Origin of the sequence: uncultured Slackia sp. (assembly GCF_934630525.1) — a bacterium.
Classification (GTDB): domain Bacteria; phylum Actinomycetota; class Coriobacteriia; order Coriobacteriales; family Eggerthellaceae; genus Slackia.
The window spans coordinates 277,678-293,667 of record NZ_CAKTVX010000001.1; the positions used below are offsets into that span (position 1 = coordinate 277,678).

General features: G+C 55.8%; 13 protein-coding genes. 10 read left to right on the top strand and 3 right to left on the bottom strand.

All coding sequences use genetic code 11. The features are described 5' to 3' along the window. Positions 1-162 precede the first annotated feature (162 nt). A complete protein-coding gene (locus Q0D41_RS01200) occupies positions 163-1,548 on the bottom strand; it encodes an amidohydrolase family protein (protein WP_294373946.1) in 1,386 nt (461 codons plus the stop codon). Positions 1,549-1,750: 202 nt separating this feature from the next. On the opposite strand from Q0D41_RS01200, the gene Q0D41_RS01205 reads away from it, so the two are divergent. From Q0D41_RS01205 to Q0D41_RS01215, 3 genes are all read left to right on the top strand, one after another. Then, positions 1,751-3,163 (top strand): L-cystine transporter, encoded by a 1,413-nt coding sequence (locus tag Q0D41_RS01205; RefSeq protein ID WP_294373949.1) that lies wholly within the window; start codon positions 1,751-1,753, stop codon positions 3,161-3,163. A 139-nt stretch (positions 3,164-3,302) separates the two neighbouring features. Continuing rightward, positions 3,303-5,171: a lipopolysaccharide biosynthesis protein gene (locus Q0D41_RS01210; RefSeq protein ID WP_294373951.1), complete on the top strand. Its 1,869-nt coding sequence runs from the start codon at positions 3,303-3,305 to the stop codon at positions 5,169-5,171. 27 nt (positions 5,172-5,198) lie between these two features. Beyond that, complete coding sequence (locus Q0D41_RS01215) at positions 5,199-5,795, top strand: cysteine hydrolase family protein (RefSeq protein WP_294373952.1); 597 nt, start codon at positions 5,199-5,201, stop codon at positions 5,793-5,795. A 210-nt stretch (positions 5,796-6,005) separates the two neighbouring features. Here the strand turns inward: Q0D41_RS01215 and Q0D41_RS01220 are convergent, their stop codons facing one another. After that, a complete protein-coding gene (locus tag Q0D41_RS01220; RefSeq protein WP_294373953.1) occupies positions 6,006-7,409 on the bottom strand; it encodes a response regulator transcription factor in 1,404 nt (467 codons plus the stop codon). Positions 7,410-7,554: 145 nt separating this feature from the next. Continuing rightward, positions 7,555-7,986, bottom strand: a complete 432-nt coding sequence (locus tag Q0D41_RS01225) for an Rrf2 family transcriptional regulator (RefSeq protein WP_294373955.1) — start codon at positions 7,984-7,986, stop codon at positions 7,555-7,557. 318 nt (positions 7,987-8,304) lie between these two features. On the opposite strand from Q0D41_RS01225, the gene cysK reads away from it, so the two are divergent. The 7 genes from cysK (at position 8,305) to dltD (ending at position 15,951) form a co-directional block, all read left to right on the top strand. After that, entirely contained in the window at positions 8,305-9,234 is a 930-nt protein-coding gene (cysK, locus tag Q0D41_RS01230) for a cysteine synthase A (RefSeq protein WP_294373958.1), read from the top strand. A 133-nt stretch (positions 9,235-9,367) separates the two neighbouring features. Then, complete coding sequence (locus Q0D41_RS01235) at positions 9,368-10,543, top strand: cysteine desulfurase family protein (protein WP_294373960.1); 1,176 nt, start codon at positions 9,368-9,370, stop codon at positions 10,541-10,543. A gap of 41 nt (positions 10,544-10,584) precedes the next feature. Continuing rightward, on the top strand, positions 10,585-11,067 hold the full coding sequence (locus Q0D41_RS01240; protein ID WP_114615483.1) for a PaaI family thioesterase: 483 nt from the start codon (positions 10,585-10,587) through the stop codon (positions 11,065-11,067). A gap of 275 nt (positions 11,068-11,342) precedes the next feature. Continuing rightward, entirely contained in the window at positions 11,343-13,004 is a 1,662-nt protein-coding gene (gene dltA / locus Q0D41_RS01245; RefSeq protein WP_294373969.1) for a D-alanine--poly(phosphoribitol) ligase subunit DltA, read from the top strand. Between the two features lie 10 nt (positions 13,005-13,014). Beyond that, positions 13,015-14,175: a D-alanyl-lipoteichoic acid biosynthesis protein DltB gene (gene dltB / locus Q0D41_RS01250; protein WP_294373973.1), complete on the top strand. Its 1,161-nt coding sequence runs from the start codon at positions 13,015-13,017 to the stop codon at positions 14,173-14,175. A 91-nt stretch (positions 14,176-14,266) separates the two neighbouring features. Further along, complete coding sequence (gene dltC, locus Q0D41_RS01255) at positions 14,267-14,521, top strand: D-alanine--poly(phosphoribitol) ligase subunit DltC (protein WP_294373976.1); 255 nt, start codon at positions 14,267-14,269, stop codon at positions 14,519-14,521. A 35-nt stretch (positions 14,522-14,556) separates the two neighbouring features. Beyond that, positions 14,557-15,951 (top strand): D-alanyl-lipoteichoic acid biosynthesis protein DltD, encoded by a 1,395-nt coding sequence (gene dltD, locus Q0D41_RS01260; protein ID WP_294373978.1) that lies wholly within the window; start codon positions 14,557-14,559, stop codon positions 15,949-15,951. Positions 15,952-15,990: the final 39 nt, after the last annotated feature.

Consider the following 15,990-nt stretch of genomic DNA (forward strand, 5'->3'; position numbering starts at 1 on the left):
ATTAGGCCGCCGCTTCGGGCTCACGATTCCGAAGCGGCGGCTGGTGTGCGTGTTTTTCGGTGGCTGTTGAGCACGTTGCCGAAGGGTGGCGTTTCCGCTCTATTCCCTTGTGCCGCGTTTCACGAAAAAGCCAAGCGGCCTTTTCGCGTTTGCTGTCGGCCTTTATTCCTTCGCGCCGCGTTTCGCAAAGGGGTTGAGCGACTTCTTTTCGCCCGCGATATTCCATTCGCTCACGAACGGGTCGTTGTCGAGGCCGTCCATAATGCCATCGAGCCCGGCGTCGATCTTGGGCAGGTGCTTCGCCTTGTATTTCACCGGCTTGCCGGCCATGTAGACTTGTTCAACGTTGCGCAGCGCGCAAAGATCGTCGAGTGGGTTTACGTCGAGCACGATGAAGTCGGCGCTTTTGCCCGTTTCGATGGAGCCGGTTTCGTTGGCCACGCCCAGCAGTTGCGCGTTCTTGAGCGTCGCGGTATGCAGCGCGAATTCGGACGTCACGCCGGTATGGCGCTGGAAATACACCACTTCGCGCCACATATCGTAGTGCGTGACGAACGGGCAGGCGGAATCGGTGCCCAGGCCTACGGGAATGCCATTGGCAAGCGCCTGACGCGTCGCGGTGGCGACGCCTTCGTAGACGACGCGGCCGTTGACTTTCTGCACATGGGTAGAGTGCGTTTTCTCGGGCGAAAGCACCGCGAAGGGGAGTGCCGGCGAGAGGGTGCAGGTAAGCGACGAGGCGTTGCCGAGCCCGTTTTTCTTGAACAGCTTCAGAAGCTCGTCGGTAAGGGGCGCGCCATGCTCGATGGTGTCGACGCCCGCTTTCAATCCAACCTCGACGCCTTCCGTGCTTTCAATATGGGCTGAGGTGCGAAGCCCGAGCTTATGCGCTTCGTCGCACGCTGCCTGCGCGATATCGAGCGGCATGCGCAAAACGCCCGGCTCGCCTTCGACTTCGGCATCGAAAACGCCGCCCGTGATAAAAAGCTTGATTTGATCGGCGCCATTGCTGAAGTGCTCATGAACGAGCGCGCGCCCCTCTTCGGGGGTCGTTGCTTTTTTCGCGAAGAAGCGCGCATGGCCTTCGGGAACAGTGATGCCGCAGCCCGATGCGATAAGGCGCGGACCTTGGAATTTGCCCGATTTGATTTGGTCGCGCACTTGGATATCGGCATACCCGGGGTCGCCGACGCTGCGCACGGTGGTTACGCCGCTTGCGAGCTGGTTTTTCAGCGAAGCCTTCAGCATGTGGCGCAAAATCGCCATGCCGACGGGATTGCCCGTGACTTTTTGAACCGCCCCTTCGGCGTTGCTCGAACTGCGGGGCGTACCGTCGCCAACCAGGTGAACGTGCATATTGATGAGTCCAGGCATGAGGTACTTGCCTTGCAAATCGACGATTTGCTCGCCGCCGCGCATTTTTACTTTGGCGGTGGGGCCGACCTCGACGATTTTGCCCTCGTCATCGACGAGAACCGTCGTGTCGGGCGCGGGCTTCATTTTTTCTGTGCCGTCGAGCACCGTGGCGTGGATGAATGCGTAAGACATAAGCTATCCTCCTTGAATCGCGTTACTTGGATTGTATCCCCTGCGGCATATTGTTGCAGCGATGAACTATCGTTTTTGCCTTTTCGTTGCTCTCTTCCCAATTAATACCTATAAACCTATTGCATAAATAGGGAAATAGAATAATAATGCAGAACCATCCTAATCAAAGGGGCCTCGGCTCCATGTTTCAAGGGGGGACGCTATGTCGTTTGGAACCGTCGCGTCGACGGTGGTGGTGCTCGCGATTCTCGTTGGCCTCATCGCCTTCCTCGCATTTTTGAAGAAGAAGGGCATGAGCTTCACGTTCCGCGTGTTCACAGCGCTTGGTTTGGGCGTGGTGTTCGGCGCGGGCATCCAGCTCGTGCTCGGGCTCGGCACCGATGCGACCAAGACGGCGCTCGATTGGATGAGCATCGTGGGCCAGGGTTACATCAACTTGCTGAAGATGCTCGTTATGCCTTTGGTGTTCGTGGCCATTGTCGGCGCCTTCACGCGCGCTGAAGTGACCGATAACCTTGGCAAGATTGGCGCGGTCGTGCTCGTCGTGCTGCTCGCGACGGTCGCCATCGCGGCAATCGTTGGCTGGGCGGTTATCGCGTTTTCCGGCCTGGCGGGCGCAAGCTTTGCCGATGGCACGGTGGACCCGACCAAGCTCGCAACCCTTCAAGACAAGCAGGAAACCGTTGCCGCGCTCACCATTCCGCAGGAGCTGCTCAGCTTCATTCCGACGAACGTATTCGCCGATTTCACCGGAAGCCGCTCCACATCCACCATCGCGGTCGTTATTTTCTCGGCAATCGTGGGCGTCGCATATTTGAAGCTGCGCGATAAAGATTCCGAGCAGGCTGAATTCTTCAAGAAGTTCATCGATGCGCTGTACGGCATCGTCATGCGTATCGTGAATATGGTTCTTTCGCTCACTCCTTACGGCGTGCTCGCCCTTATCGCGAGCTTCATGGCGAAGAGCGATTTCGCTGCCGTGCTCGACTTGGGCAAGTTCGTGATCGTTTCCTATATTGCTCTGATCACGGTGTTCATCGTGCACCTCATCATCGTGGCGGCGAATCGCGTGAGCCCGATTACGTACGTGAAGAAGGCATTCCCCGTTTTGAGCTTCGCGTTCGTTTCTCGTACGAGCGCCGGTGCGTTGCCCATGAATATCGAAACGCAGCGCCATGCGCTCGGCGTCGATTCTGCTACGGCGAATTTCGCGGCAAGCTTCGGCATGTCGATTGGCCAGAATGGCTGCGCGGGCATTTATCCCGCCATGCTTGCCACGATCATCGCCCCGACGGTTGGCATTAACGTGTTCTCGCCAGAATTCGTGGTTATGCTCGTCGCGGTCATCGTCGTGAGCTCATTCGGCATCGCCGGCGTTGGCGGCGGCGCGACGTTCGCATCGCTCATCGTGCTGGGCACCCTGGGCCTGCCTATCGAAATCGTGGGCATTCTCGCTTCCGTTGAGCCGCTCATCGATATGGGCCGCACGGCGCTCAATGTGAGCGATTCCATGGTTGCGGGAATTACGTCGTCCCACGTCAATGGCGGCTTCAATCGCGATGTGTTCAATGATTCCGAAGCTCAGGTGAGTTCCGCGGGTGCCATTGAGGCGTAAATTCATCCTTTATTTCGTTAGGTGAACGTTTGTTGACGCCGCTTCGCCCCGTCCGGAGTTTTCCGGACGGGGCTTTATAATTCCATGTGTTTATGCATTTCGCTCCATGGGGGCGTTGAAAGGGGATTTTCGCTTCGTTATGTCGAACGTATTTGTGAATAACGCGCTTACCAGGACTATTGGCCAATGGTGGAACCGCTTGCTCGGTGCCGCGAAAGATGGCTCGTTTTCCGATCAGGACGAGATGTATGCGTCGCACCGCACATCGCGCGACTACATTTGCAATATGTTCGGCATCGCCACGTGGGGCATGGTTTTCCCCGTGCTCACCGTCGTTATCACGCAGCTCACGAACGCCGAGCTTGCGGGTATGTTTTCGCTTGCGTTCATCACCGCTACGTTGCTTATGATGATCGGCAATTACGGCGTGCGCACCTATCAGGTTTCCGATATCGATGAGCGCCATTCGTTTGCCGATTATGAGGTGAACCGTTTCATTACCTGCGCGCTCATGATGGTTGTTGGCGTGGGATACTGCATGGTGCGCGGCTATGGCGGAGACATGCTCACCATTTCGATCGGCGTGTATTTCTATCGCATGATCGATGCGCTCGCCGATGTGTATGAGGGCCGCTTGCAGCAACAAGACAAGTTCTATCTTGCGGGCATCTCGCAGGCTGTGCGTTCGGTTCTCGTGGTGGTTCTTTTCTCGCTTGCGTTGCTTATTACGCGCAATGTGGGCGTCGCGAGCATCGCCATGGCTGTGGTCGCGGCGTTGACGTTCGTTTTCCTCACTTTCCCTTTGGGGCTTATCGAAACGCCGAAATCGCCGCGCTGCACTTTTGAGAACATCGTGGTTATTTTCAAGCAGTGCTTCCCGCTCTTTCTGGCGGTGTTCCTGTTCAACCTTATCGAGAGCATGCCGAAGTTTGTGATGGAAGGCGTGCTTCCTTACGACAGCCAGCTGTATTTCAACGCGCTGTATTTCCCAGCGCAGGGCATTATGCTCGCGATTCAGCTGGTATATAAGCCGCTGCTTGTGCGACTTACGAAGGAATGGGCCGACCCGAGCCGCCGTAAGCGATTCGATTTGGCGTTCTTGGCTATGATGGGCGTTGTGCTTGCATTCACGGGCGTGACGGCCGTTCTTATGGGCTGGATCGGCATACCTCTTATGAGCTGGATTTACGGCTTGGATTTCGAGCCCTATCGAGGCTTGGCCTACGTCATGGTCGCTGCTGGCGGCGTGACCGCTGCAGTCGACTTCCTGTATCAGGTCATTACCGTGCTGCGTCGCCAGGGTGACGTTACGAAGCTTTATTTCATCACGTTCGGCTTCTCGGTTTTCGTGCCCATTTTGCTCATCAATTTCACGGGCTTGCCGGGTGCTGTAATCGGCTACCTCATCGTTATGGCGATTCTTCTTTCGCTGCTCGCCATGGAATACATCACGATTCGCGTGCAGTTCAGCCATGGCGCGGTGTGGCAAGAAGACGACGAGGCTTCGGGTCGCACGCCGACGTTGCCCGTGAACCCCGCTATGTCGGGTCGTATCGATATCTCTCAGGCAGATGCGCTGCGAATTCGCCAGAAAACGAAGAAGGCCATGCACAGCGCTCGCGAGCAGGTTAAAACGGGCAAAACGAACGTGGTTCGCTCGCGTGGGTCGCATGCGGAATCGGCCGATGGGCCGGCTCGAACGACTCGTGTGCGCGGCTATAACGGGCAAACCTCGCAGCGCGTGCGCGTTTCGGGAGCTACCGTCGCCTCTTCGAGGGCTTCTTCCGACGCCGAAGCACGCGAGCGCGAGCGAAAGGCGCGCGTTCGTGCCCAGCTTATGGAACAGGCTGCGAAAGAGAAGCAACGCGCTTCCGAAGTGAGAGAATATGAAGACGACACGCAGGCGCTCGCCGGCAGGCACGCATCGCGCCAGCGAGTCGTGCATACGCGGCCTTCGAAGAACGCATCGAGCCGCGGCCGCGATACGCGCGGCAAGCATCAGCGTTAAATTCGTAAGCCTCGCAGGAAGGAACACATGATGGCTTATATTCCCGTAGCGCAAAACACCCCCTGGCAGCAAACCGATGTGTTCGATATGTCGAAAACGGCTGTGCTCGTCATCGATGTTTTGGGTGGCGAAGGGGGAGCGACGCCGGGTCTTGAGGGCATGGCTTCGAACAGCGTGAAAATCGTGAAGGCTGCTCGCGCAAAAGGGCTTCCGGTCGTGTTCTCGTGCGACGCGCATATTCCTGGCCTCGACAAGGAATTGGAGCTTTGGGGCGAGCATGGCATTGTGGGCAGCGACGCTGCGCAGCCTTTGGCCGAGTTCGACGTGCAGGAAAGCGATTTCGTTATCTCGAAGCGCCGCTATGACGGTTTCTTCCAGACCGATCTTGATTTGACGCTGCGTGAGCTGGGCGTTGATACGCTTATCGCTGTCGGCTGCGACACGAATATCTGCGTGCTGCAGACGCTTGCCGGTGCGTATTTCCGCGGGTATAAGACCATTGTCCCCGCCGACGCCACCGCGACGTTCCTTGTTGGAACCCAGGAAGGCGGCCTTGATTACTTTACGCGTTGCTACGACTCGCGCGTGACAACGACCGAAGCTGTTCTGGAAAAGCTCCAGTAATCAGTAAGAAGCAACTCGTCAATCGGTTTACCAGTTCGGAATAAGGCCCGCAGGTGCGCCCGCTCTTGGGAATGCCTGCGGGCTTCTTTTTTCTCGACCCGAATGGTCGCTTCCATAAAAACGGGCGTTGAACTGCGCCAACGCCCGAAATCGGACGCACTTTTCGTCCTATAAGCTAGTTTTTCTAAGCTATATTTCCCATCTAAGCCTTTATTTCTTCAATCCCGCCTCGTAGAGGGCAAGGATTTCAGCTCGATTATGCGTGTCGCATTTGCGGTAGATATTGCGTACGTGCGTTTTCACGGTCGCTTCTGAAATGAAGAGATTCTCTTGGATGTATTTCAATCCATGGCCCGTGAGCCACATTTCGCATACTTCCGATTCTCGGGGCGACAGCCCGTAGTGCTCGCAGAATTCGCGAATGGCGTCGCGCGAATCTTCAACGGGGGTTTCCTCGACATGCACGCTGCTTTCGTCTGCTTCGATGTCGAAGTCGAGCACAAACTGGCCTTCCGAGAACATGAGTCCCACGGTCAGAACGATGAACATGAGCACTACTGCGACAAAAATGGTCGAATGTCCTGCACAAAGCGGTGCCACGATATGTCCCGAAACGTTGCCGGCGCATTCCGCGAACCAGCCTATGATGAACACAACCATAGGCTTCGCGGGGCTTTTCTTCGCGATAAGCAGAAGCATGATCCACATAAGCACGTCTGCTGTGATGAAGCCCGAGAACACCATCGACAGCGGCACGTTTTCCGAATTGGAGAACAAAAAGACGAGTGCCGCGAAGCTTGCGAGCATCACCTTGTAGAGAATCGTCATGTCGACTTTGCTGCGCAGCGTCAGCGCGCTTACGGCGAAGAAGACAAAGATGATAACGGGAATAATGAGGAATTTGATTCCGAAATCGAATGGCGGCTCGCTTGCCGGTATGAGGGCCCCGATGGACCCCAGCGCGAAAAAGGTGACGAAAAGCCCTGCGAGCGTGCGCCATTTCACAGATTCTTTGACATTGTCGATGAGCGAGTGGGCCGTTTCGGCGGCGGACTCGGGGTTGCCGGCAACTGCATGCGGCTTTTCAACAAGGGAATGGGGCATAAGCGCAAACGAAGCGATCGGGAGCGCGGCGAGCAGCAATGCAGAGATGTCGAGCGGGACCGCTGCTATTACGAGGCATAAAATCGCCGCGAAAAGAAACGAGCATCCCGCAAGAAGCACCACATCGCGCGTGCTTAAGCGGGCGTAATTCTCGAACCACGAAGCGACGATGCCGATAAAGCAAAAGCCCGATAGCAAAAGGCCGAATAGGGCAACGGGCGACGATGGAAACATCGGGTACGCGTACAGAAGCGTTCCGATAGAAGCGCCCAGGGCGAAGAGGAACGAAAGCATCTTGCGGCCCGCGATCGTTTGCAGTTTGGGCGAAGCGAGCAGCAGCATAAGGCCGCAAAGCGCCCCTGAAAGCATCGAGCCGCTTACGACGATCGTTGAGTCATGCGCGCCAAAAAGCGGCACGAACAGCAGCATGAATGACCATGCGTTCGTAAGGCCGTATCCAATAAATCGAATGTGGCGAATCGGGTTCGCCATCATCGCGTTGTGTTCCATATTCCCTCCAATACCCAACAAGACATTATGCCATATCGTTGGTTCCCCTCATGAAAGTAAAGCTGCCACATCGCGCCTTGCGAGGGCGGGGCGGCAGCGTGGTTCGGCATTGGCATCACAAGGAATCGGATTTGCGCAAAGCGTTCTAGATAACGTAATTATCGCCCGATTGGTACGGCGCAACCAAATCGGCCACGGTGATTCCGTCGAGGTATTCGTTCACCACGTCATCGAGGCCTCTCCATAACGACACCGTGCGGCAATCGATCATGCGGGGGCACGACTCGGCGTTCGCCTCAAGGCATGCGACGGGCGCGAGCGAGCCTTCGGTCAGGCGCAGCACTTCGCCTATGGTGTATTGGTCGGGCTCGCGAGTAAGTCGGTATCCGCCGCCTTTGCCGCGCAGGCCGATGAGCATATTGCTTTTCACGAGCGACTTGATAATGCTTTCCAAGTATTTCTCGGAAATGTTTTGGCGTGCTGCGATTTCCTTCAGCGGGATATATCCATCGGTTTGATGCTCGGCGAGGTCGATCATAACGCGCAGGGCGTAGCGGCCCTTGGTTGAAACCATCATGGCAAGCCCTCCTTACAGGCGTAGTGTGAATGCATCGTGTCATGTATCAAACCTATTATATACAGGGTTGATAGGATTATATGGAAAATGTTGAGACGCATTCGGTTGGTAGAAAAAAATTCGTGGGCGCTTGACACGCGTGGTTCAAATCGTAAAATACCGTTATACCTACAGGAAAGGTGGGAATATGGAAATGAAGCATTGGAAGAGGGATGGCGTGGCGTCGTGCGCCGGCGAGCGATGTCGATGTTTGCGCTCCAGCGAACGGTAGATTCGCACTCGTTATGTTTTCACCCCACTTTATAAAAGGAGATTCCCATGGCTGTATACACCTCTATCGATCAACTTATCGGCAACACGCCGCTTCTGGAACTCAGCAATATCGAGAAGAACCTCGACCTGAAGGCCAAGGTGCTCGTAAAGCTCGAGTACTTCAACCCTGCGGGTTCTGTGAAGGATCGTATCGCGAAGGCGATGCTTGACGATGCCGAGGCTGCGGGCAAGCTGAACAAAGATTCTGTGATTATCGAGCCCACGAGCGGCAATACGGGTGTCGGCTTGGCTTCGGTTGCTGCGGCTCGCGGCTATCGACTCATCATCACGATGCCCGAGACCATGTCAGTCGAGCGTCGCTTGCTCATGAAGGCTTACGGTGCCGAACTGGTGCTTACCGATGGCGCCAAGGGTATGAAGGGCGCTATCGCGAAGGCGGAAGAACTTACCGCCGAGATTCCGAACAGCTTCATCGCGGGCCAGTTCACCAATCCTGCAAACCCCCAGGCCCATATCAAAACCACGGGTCCCGAAATTTGGAACGATACCGAGGGCAAGGTCGATGTCTTCGTTGCGGGCGTGGGCACGGGCGGCACGGTGACCGGCGTTGGTAAATATCTGAAATCCCAGAACCCCGACGTGAAGGTTGTCGCCGTTGAGCCTGCGAGCTCTCCGGTGCTTTCGAAGGGCACCGCTGGCGCCCATAAAATCCAGGGTATTGGTGCAGGCTTTGTGCCCGATACGCTTGACACAGGCGTCTACGATGAGGTTATCGCCGTTGAAAACGACGATGCGTTCGAGACGGGCCGTTTGGTTGGCCATTCCGAAGGCGTTCTCGTGGGCATTTCCTCTGGCGCTGCCGTCTGGGCTGCGATTGAGCTTGCCAAGCGTCCCGAAAACGAGGGCAAAACCATCGTTGCCCTTCTTGCCGACACGGGGGAGCGTTATCTCTCAACTCCGCTGTTTACTGAATAGCTGCCGTTGAAATGAAATGAAAGCCGCGATTGCCCATCGCGGCTTTTTTGTTTGCCGAAATGAATTATGCTTGCTGCTGATATTCGACACCGTGGCGCGATGCTTTGCATTGCGCATTCGATTAAGGACCACCATGCAAGAGCCTGTTTGCAATGCCTATTTGGACAACGCTGCAACCACGCCCGTTATCGATGAGGCAATTGAAGCGATGAATGACGTGTTGCGCCATGCATGGGGCAATCCGTCTTCGCCTCATAGGGTGGGCTCTGCTGCGAAAGAGGTGCTCGAGCAATCGCGCGCCACAATCGCTGAATGCCTTGGCGTCGATGCCGACGAGATCTTCTTTACCTCCGGTGCGACCGAGGCGAATAACCTTGCCGTGCGCGGGGCTTGCATGGCGCGCAAAGACGAATCGCGCCGCATTGTGACGTCATCCCTTGAACACGCCTCTGTTACGAGGTCGATTCGAGGCATGCGACGCGAGGGTTGGGATGTTGAGCATATTGAAGATGTCGCAGGCGATTTCGACATGGAGCAGCTGCACGGCGCCTTGCTCAAGCCCACGACGCTTATTTCTGTGATGCGCGTTCAAAACGAGCTCGGCTGGCTGCTTCCCGTTCCCGAAATCGTCGCCGCTCGTGATGAACGTGCTCCGAGTGCGCTTGTGCATTGCGATGCGACGCAATCGTTCGGAAAGCTGCCAACGCCTCCTCGCGAATGGGGGGTCGATCTGCTCACCATTGCCGGCCACAAAATCGGCGGGCCGCGCGGTATTGGCGCGCTCTACGTGAAGCGCGGCACGCAGATGTTCACCAATGCCTTTGGCGGGGGCCAGGAGCGGGGCCTGCGATCGGGTACTGAGCCGGTGTTTTTGGCTGCGGGGTTTGCCGTTGCCGCAAAAAAGGCGTGCGAAAATCGTGAGGCGAACCTCGCTCATGCGCATGGGTTGAAAGCTCGTTTTGTCGAAGGGCTGTACGATGCCGCTCCCGACGCTATCGTGAACTCTCGTGACGACGGCTCGCCGTATATCGTGAACGTGTCGCTGCCGAGCCTCTTCAACCAAGATTTGCTCGATTTCTTGGGCGAACGGGGCATTTTCATTTCGAAAGCTTCCGCATGCACTGAAAATCATACGACCGTTCCGAAAGGCACATGGCGTCCGAAGCATCCTTTGAGCCTTCAGGCGGCTGGAATTCCCTTGAAACTCGGCAAATCGACGATTCGCGTAAGTTTTGGCTTCGATACCACGGCTGAAGAGGTCGATCTGCTTTTGCGGGGAATCAAAGATTTTTCGAACATGCGTAGTTAGAGCCGCGTAGGTCGTAGGTCAAGGGAGGATGAGGGCGAATTATGAAGCTGAATCCTGAATATGTCAAAGTCGCATCGAAGATGATCGATGAAAGCCCCTATCTCAAGCTGCTCGGCACCACGACCGAGCTGCTCGATGCCGGCCATTATCGCTGTCGCATGGAGCTAGATCGAAAACATACGAACATGTTCGGCGGCATTAACGGGGGAGTGAACGCCGGGCTTCTCGATTCGGTGACGTATTGGTGCCTTTTGTGCTGCATGCCCGAAGACGTGGGCTATACCACCATCGACCTTACGGTGAACGATATGCATTCCGCTCAGAGTGGAATCATTTATGCCGAGGGTGAAGTTATCAAGCACGGCCGAACCATAAGTCTTACTGAAGGGCGTATCACCGACGAAAAGGGAACCCTCATCGCCTATGGCACGTCGAAATTATTTGCTTCGCCCACGATTCAGCCCATGTCCCTCGCTGCGGAATATCTTGGAATTGGCACCATGCCGCCGAAGTTCATCGATTAATTCGTCAATCAATTCGCTTTGTCAAGCGCATGGGCCCGCTTGCGCTTTGACTCTCTTGGGGCGTTGAATAACGCTCGGCAATTTCTTCCATGTGCGCAGGCGAGCGTACCTTGTTTATTACGATTGAATTCTTCATGCATAGAGCGTTGATTTTATGCGGTCTCGGTGTGGTGGCGCTTTGTACGTCATGCGTCGAAACGATAACGGGCATGGAAACATTCTCGCAACAGAACTAAAGTGACCCCATTAAAGGTCTCGTGTTGTTGGGGGAATATATGGTGTCGAACGCTTTCGTCGAATCGGTTGAAACGCAGGCTGCCATCGCACCCCAGGCGGTTGCTTTTGAGGCCGATTCTTGCCACATGACGTATGGCGAGCTTTCAACGGCGTCGAACGCCATTGCCGCAAAGCTTCACGAGATGACGTCCGACCGTTTCCCGGTCGTGGTTTTCGGGCATAAAGATTTTCGCATGGTAGCAAGCTTCCTTGGCTGTTTGAAAAGCGGTCATGCCTTCGTTCCTGTCGACGTGGAGCTTCCTGCATCGCGTATCGGCGATATCCTATCCCAGCTCGATTCCCCATTCGTCGTGTGCGCCGCTCCTTTGTCTGAAGCATTGGCGCCGTACGTCGCCACCGATCGCGTGCTTGATATCTCTTGCTTTTCCAATCCCACTGCGCTTATTGACGCGTTTTCTGGTTGTGACGCGCCCGCGAGCGATGCATGGGTGAGCGGCGAGGAAACGCAATATATTATTTTCACGTCGGGCTCTACGGGCAAGCCGAAAGGCATCGAGATTTCGGCGAACAATGTGTGCAATTTCATGCAATGGGTGCGCACGTTCCCCGTTGTTCGCGATGGTGGCCAGGTGTTTCTCGATCAGCCACCGTATTCGTTCGACCTTTCCGAATACGAATTGGTCGGCGCGCTCTCGACGGGTGGCCGCCTGCACGCCGTTTCCCATGAGCTCACGGCTGACACGCGCTCGTTGTTCGCCGATTTGGCGAAATCCGACGTCTCGGTATGGGTTTCGACCCCTTCGTTCGCTGATTTGTGCCTGGTCGACCCTTCGTTTTCCGAAAGCATGCTTCCGAGCGTGAAGCTGTTTCTTTTCTGCGGCGAGGCGTTGCGTCATGCGACGGCCGCCGCGCTCCGCGAGCGTTTTCCGCATGCCATCGTGGCGAACACGTATGGCCCAACCGAATCGACCGTGGCCGTGACGTATTGCGAGATCGGTAAAGCCGAACTTGCGAGCGACGCGCCTCTGCCGGCGGGTACGCCGCGACTTGGTACCGAGATTCGCATTTGCGACCCGGAGACGGGCGAGCCGCGCGCGACCGGCGATTCGGGTGAAATCGTTATCGTGGGCGACACGGTGGCAAAGGGCTATTATCGCAATCCCGAGAAAACTCAAAAGGCGTTTTCGCAATCGGCGCTCTGTGACGGAACGCAGGTGCGCGCGTATCGCACGGGCGATGCGGGGCATGTGGATGAGCAGGGCGTTTTGCATTGTGAAGGCCGCTTCGACTCGCTCATCAAGCTCCATGGCTTCCGCATTGAGCTTGAAGATGTCGAAGAAAACATCCGCGCGCTCAAGGGCGTGAAGCAAGCGTGCGTCGTGCCGGTTGTCCATAAGGAAAGCATCGCATACCTGAAGGCGTTCATCGTTCTGCAAAAGCACCCCGATGGAACTCCGGCATACGAGGAGCTCGAGTCCGACGCGTCGGATTGCGCTGGCCATTGCGGCAATGGGGAAGGGAAAGTCGAAATTCCCTCGAAGCTCGACCTGGAGCGTTCGCTTAAAGCGTCGCTTGCTGCGCGCATTCCTGAATATATGGTTCCTCGTCGCTTCGCCCTTATTGACGAAATGCCGCTGACCCCTAATGGGAAAATCGACCGCAAGGCGCTCGCGGCGTCTTCGCGCAGCAAACGCGCCTAAGCTGGTCGTTATGTCGTTTTACGCTGACCCCAGTTTTTTCGTTCTGCTTTCCGTTGCCGTCGTAGGCGCGGCGGTGCTTGGCTTGCTCGAAAAGCCCCTGAAGTGGTATGGCCTTATTGCGTCATTGTTCTTTGTGGCTCTGCTTTTTATGAACGATGTGCGCCAACTTGCCTGCTTCGTGCTGTTTTTGGCTTCGTCTGCTGCGGGATGCGCCCTGCTCATGCGCGCACCGAAGTCGAAATGGCGCTTTCGCATAGCGCTTGCGCTTACGCTGTATCCCCTTGTCGTATGCAAGGTGAGCGGTGCGTTTGACGCGAGCCTGCTTGGATTTGTGGGCATTTCATATTTGACGTTCAAGGCAACCCAGGTTGTTATTGAGGTGCACGATGGCATCATCGAGCGCATGAGCCCAAGCGATTGGCTATGCTTCATCGTGTTCTTTCCTGTGTTCACCTCGGGGCCGATCGACCGCAGCCGTCGTTTTGTCGAGGATCTTCATGCGACGCGTTCGCGCGACGAATACGCAGGGCTTCTTGCTCGAGGCATAGTGCTTATTGCGGCAGGCATGGTCTATAAGATGGTTATCGCCGCCTATATCTTCCGCTTCTATGACCCGCACGGGTGGGGAAATGCGGGGTTCGGCATTGAACTGTGGCAGCAGATCGTCATTGCATATCAATACGGCCTGTATTTGTTCTTCGATTTCGCTGGCTACAGCCTCATGGCGATGGGTGCGAGCTATTGCTTCGGCATTCGCACGCCGCGCAACTTCCGCGCACCGTTTTTGGCGGTCGATATTAAAGATTTCTGGAATCGCTGGCACATCACGCTCTCGTTTTGGCTGCGTGACTTCGTGTTCATGCGTTTCTCGCGTCTCGCGCTGAAGCATAAGCTGTTTAAAAAACGCCTTCGCGTTGCCCAATGCGGCTTCATGGTGAACATGCTGCTTATGGGCGCATGGCATGGTTTGGCCGCCGATTATTTGCTGTATGGCCTGTTCCACGGCGTGTTGCTGGCGGCGACGGAAGCGTTTCAGAAAACGAAATTCTATAAAGCGCATAAGAAAGAACTATGGTTTCGAGGCGTATCGTGGTTCGCGACGATGCAGGCGGTGTTTTTCGGCTTTGCGTTGTTCTCGGGCCAAATCACACAACTTGCGTGCGGTGCGTGACGCGTGCCATGCGTGAAGTGGACTGAATTGTGACGAGCGCCGCGAGGATGATAGAAGAGCGCCGCGAGGCGTTGATAGAAAGGAGACGGCAATGGCAACGATGACTCACGGGGAAGTCGAAGAGAAGATGCTCGACATGCTCGAGGAGGTATGCGGCGACGAAGAGGTTCGCGATCATCGCGATGAGGACCTTTTCGAGCTCGGCTTCCTCGATTCCATGGCGGCGGTTGAGCTGCTCGTCGATATCGAGGATGAATTCGGCGTTTCGATTGCGCCTACCGAAGTTGAGCGTGAAGAGATGAATACGGTGAACCTGATTATCGAACAGGTTGAGAAACGCCTGTAAGGCTCGCACGAACGGCGAAGGAAAGGAGGTGCGTTTTGGCTGAAAAGGAACCTGAAAAGAAGGTTTCGGGCATGCTTCTTCTTAAGGGCGTTGTGGCCGGTCTTGTCGCGATCGCCCTTGTGGTGGGCGGCGTTTGCTGTGCGCTTCCACGCCAGAGCGATGTGGTCGACCAAACGCGCCTCTACGATTACGTCTATTCGGGCACGAAATCGGAAAGCGTCGACTTCACAACGACGAACATGAGCGACGACGGTATTCTGACGTTTGGCACGTCGGAGCTCTATATTTCATCGCCGCTGGTGAACCAATGCCCTCAGAAAGTGTTTGGCGAAAGCGTGAGCCGCGTCGATATGACGTACGTGGGCGAGGCGTTCGACCAAAGCCTCTGGCAGGCAATTGCCGCTGGGGCGTATGCGCCATCGTCGAAGAATCGCAAAGTGGTGCTCATGCTTTCGCCGCAATGGTTCTTCAAAGGCAATGGCCAGCAGTCGAAGTTCTCGTCGAAGTTTTCTTATCAGCTGTATAAGGGCTTCTTGGAAAACGACTCCATCAGCGACGACACGAAAGCGTATGTTCGCCAGCGTCTTGAGGCGCTTGGCGTTGAAGAAACGCAAATTGCGGCCGCAAACGACGATACTTTCGTCGACGCCATGAATGATGTTGCTTATCAATTCTCAAATGACCTGCGTATTCGCAGCAAAATCGACGCGTTGGTGAAAGGGTCGCCTAAGAATTCTCAGGTGCGATCAGCTGGCGAGCCGACGGGGGAGCCCGATTGGGATGCGTTGCTTTCCGATGCGCAAGCGCAGGGCGAGCAATCGTGCACGAACAACGATTACGGCATTCACGATGCCTACTGGGATAAAAACTCTCAGTACAAAAGCGAGCAAAACCAAGATTTCGTGCATGCCGATGACGAATGGGCCGATTTCCAGTGCTTCTTGAAGGTGTGCAAGGAGGCGGGTCTCGAGCCACTCGTTGTGATTCTGCCCATGCATGGCAGCTGGTATGACGAAATGGGCGTGACTTCCGATACGCGTGCTCAATTCTACGACCAGGCGCGTTCTTTATGCGATGAGGCGGGCGTTGCTTACGCCGATTTTTCAAGCTGCGAATATGAGAAATACTTCCTGTGCGATACGGTGCATCCGGGCTGGATTGGCTGGGTGCGCATCGAGCATGCTGTGTATGACTTCGCGAATGGCCAAGACAACGCATTTCTAGGCGGAGCAGGCTTTGGGAGCGTTGATGGCCTTAAGGCTGCGATGTCTGCCGATTCGAGCGAGAGCGATGCGGCGATTGCGAACGGAGCCTCGGGCGATTTGAACGGTGCTTCGGGCGATTCAGGCGCAGGCGATGAACCTTCGACGCCTTCCGATAACGCTGCAACTGACGCAAATTCCGTTGTTCAAGAAGGTGGTGCAGAATGACATTTCGCGACGTTTTGAGAGAGCGTTCAAACCTGCATA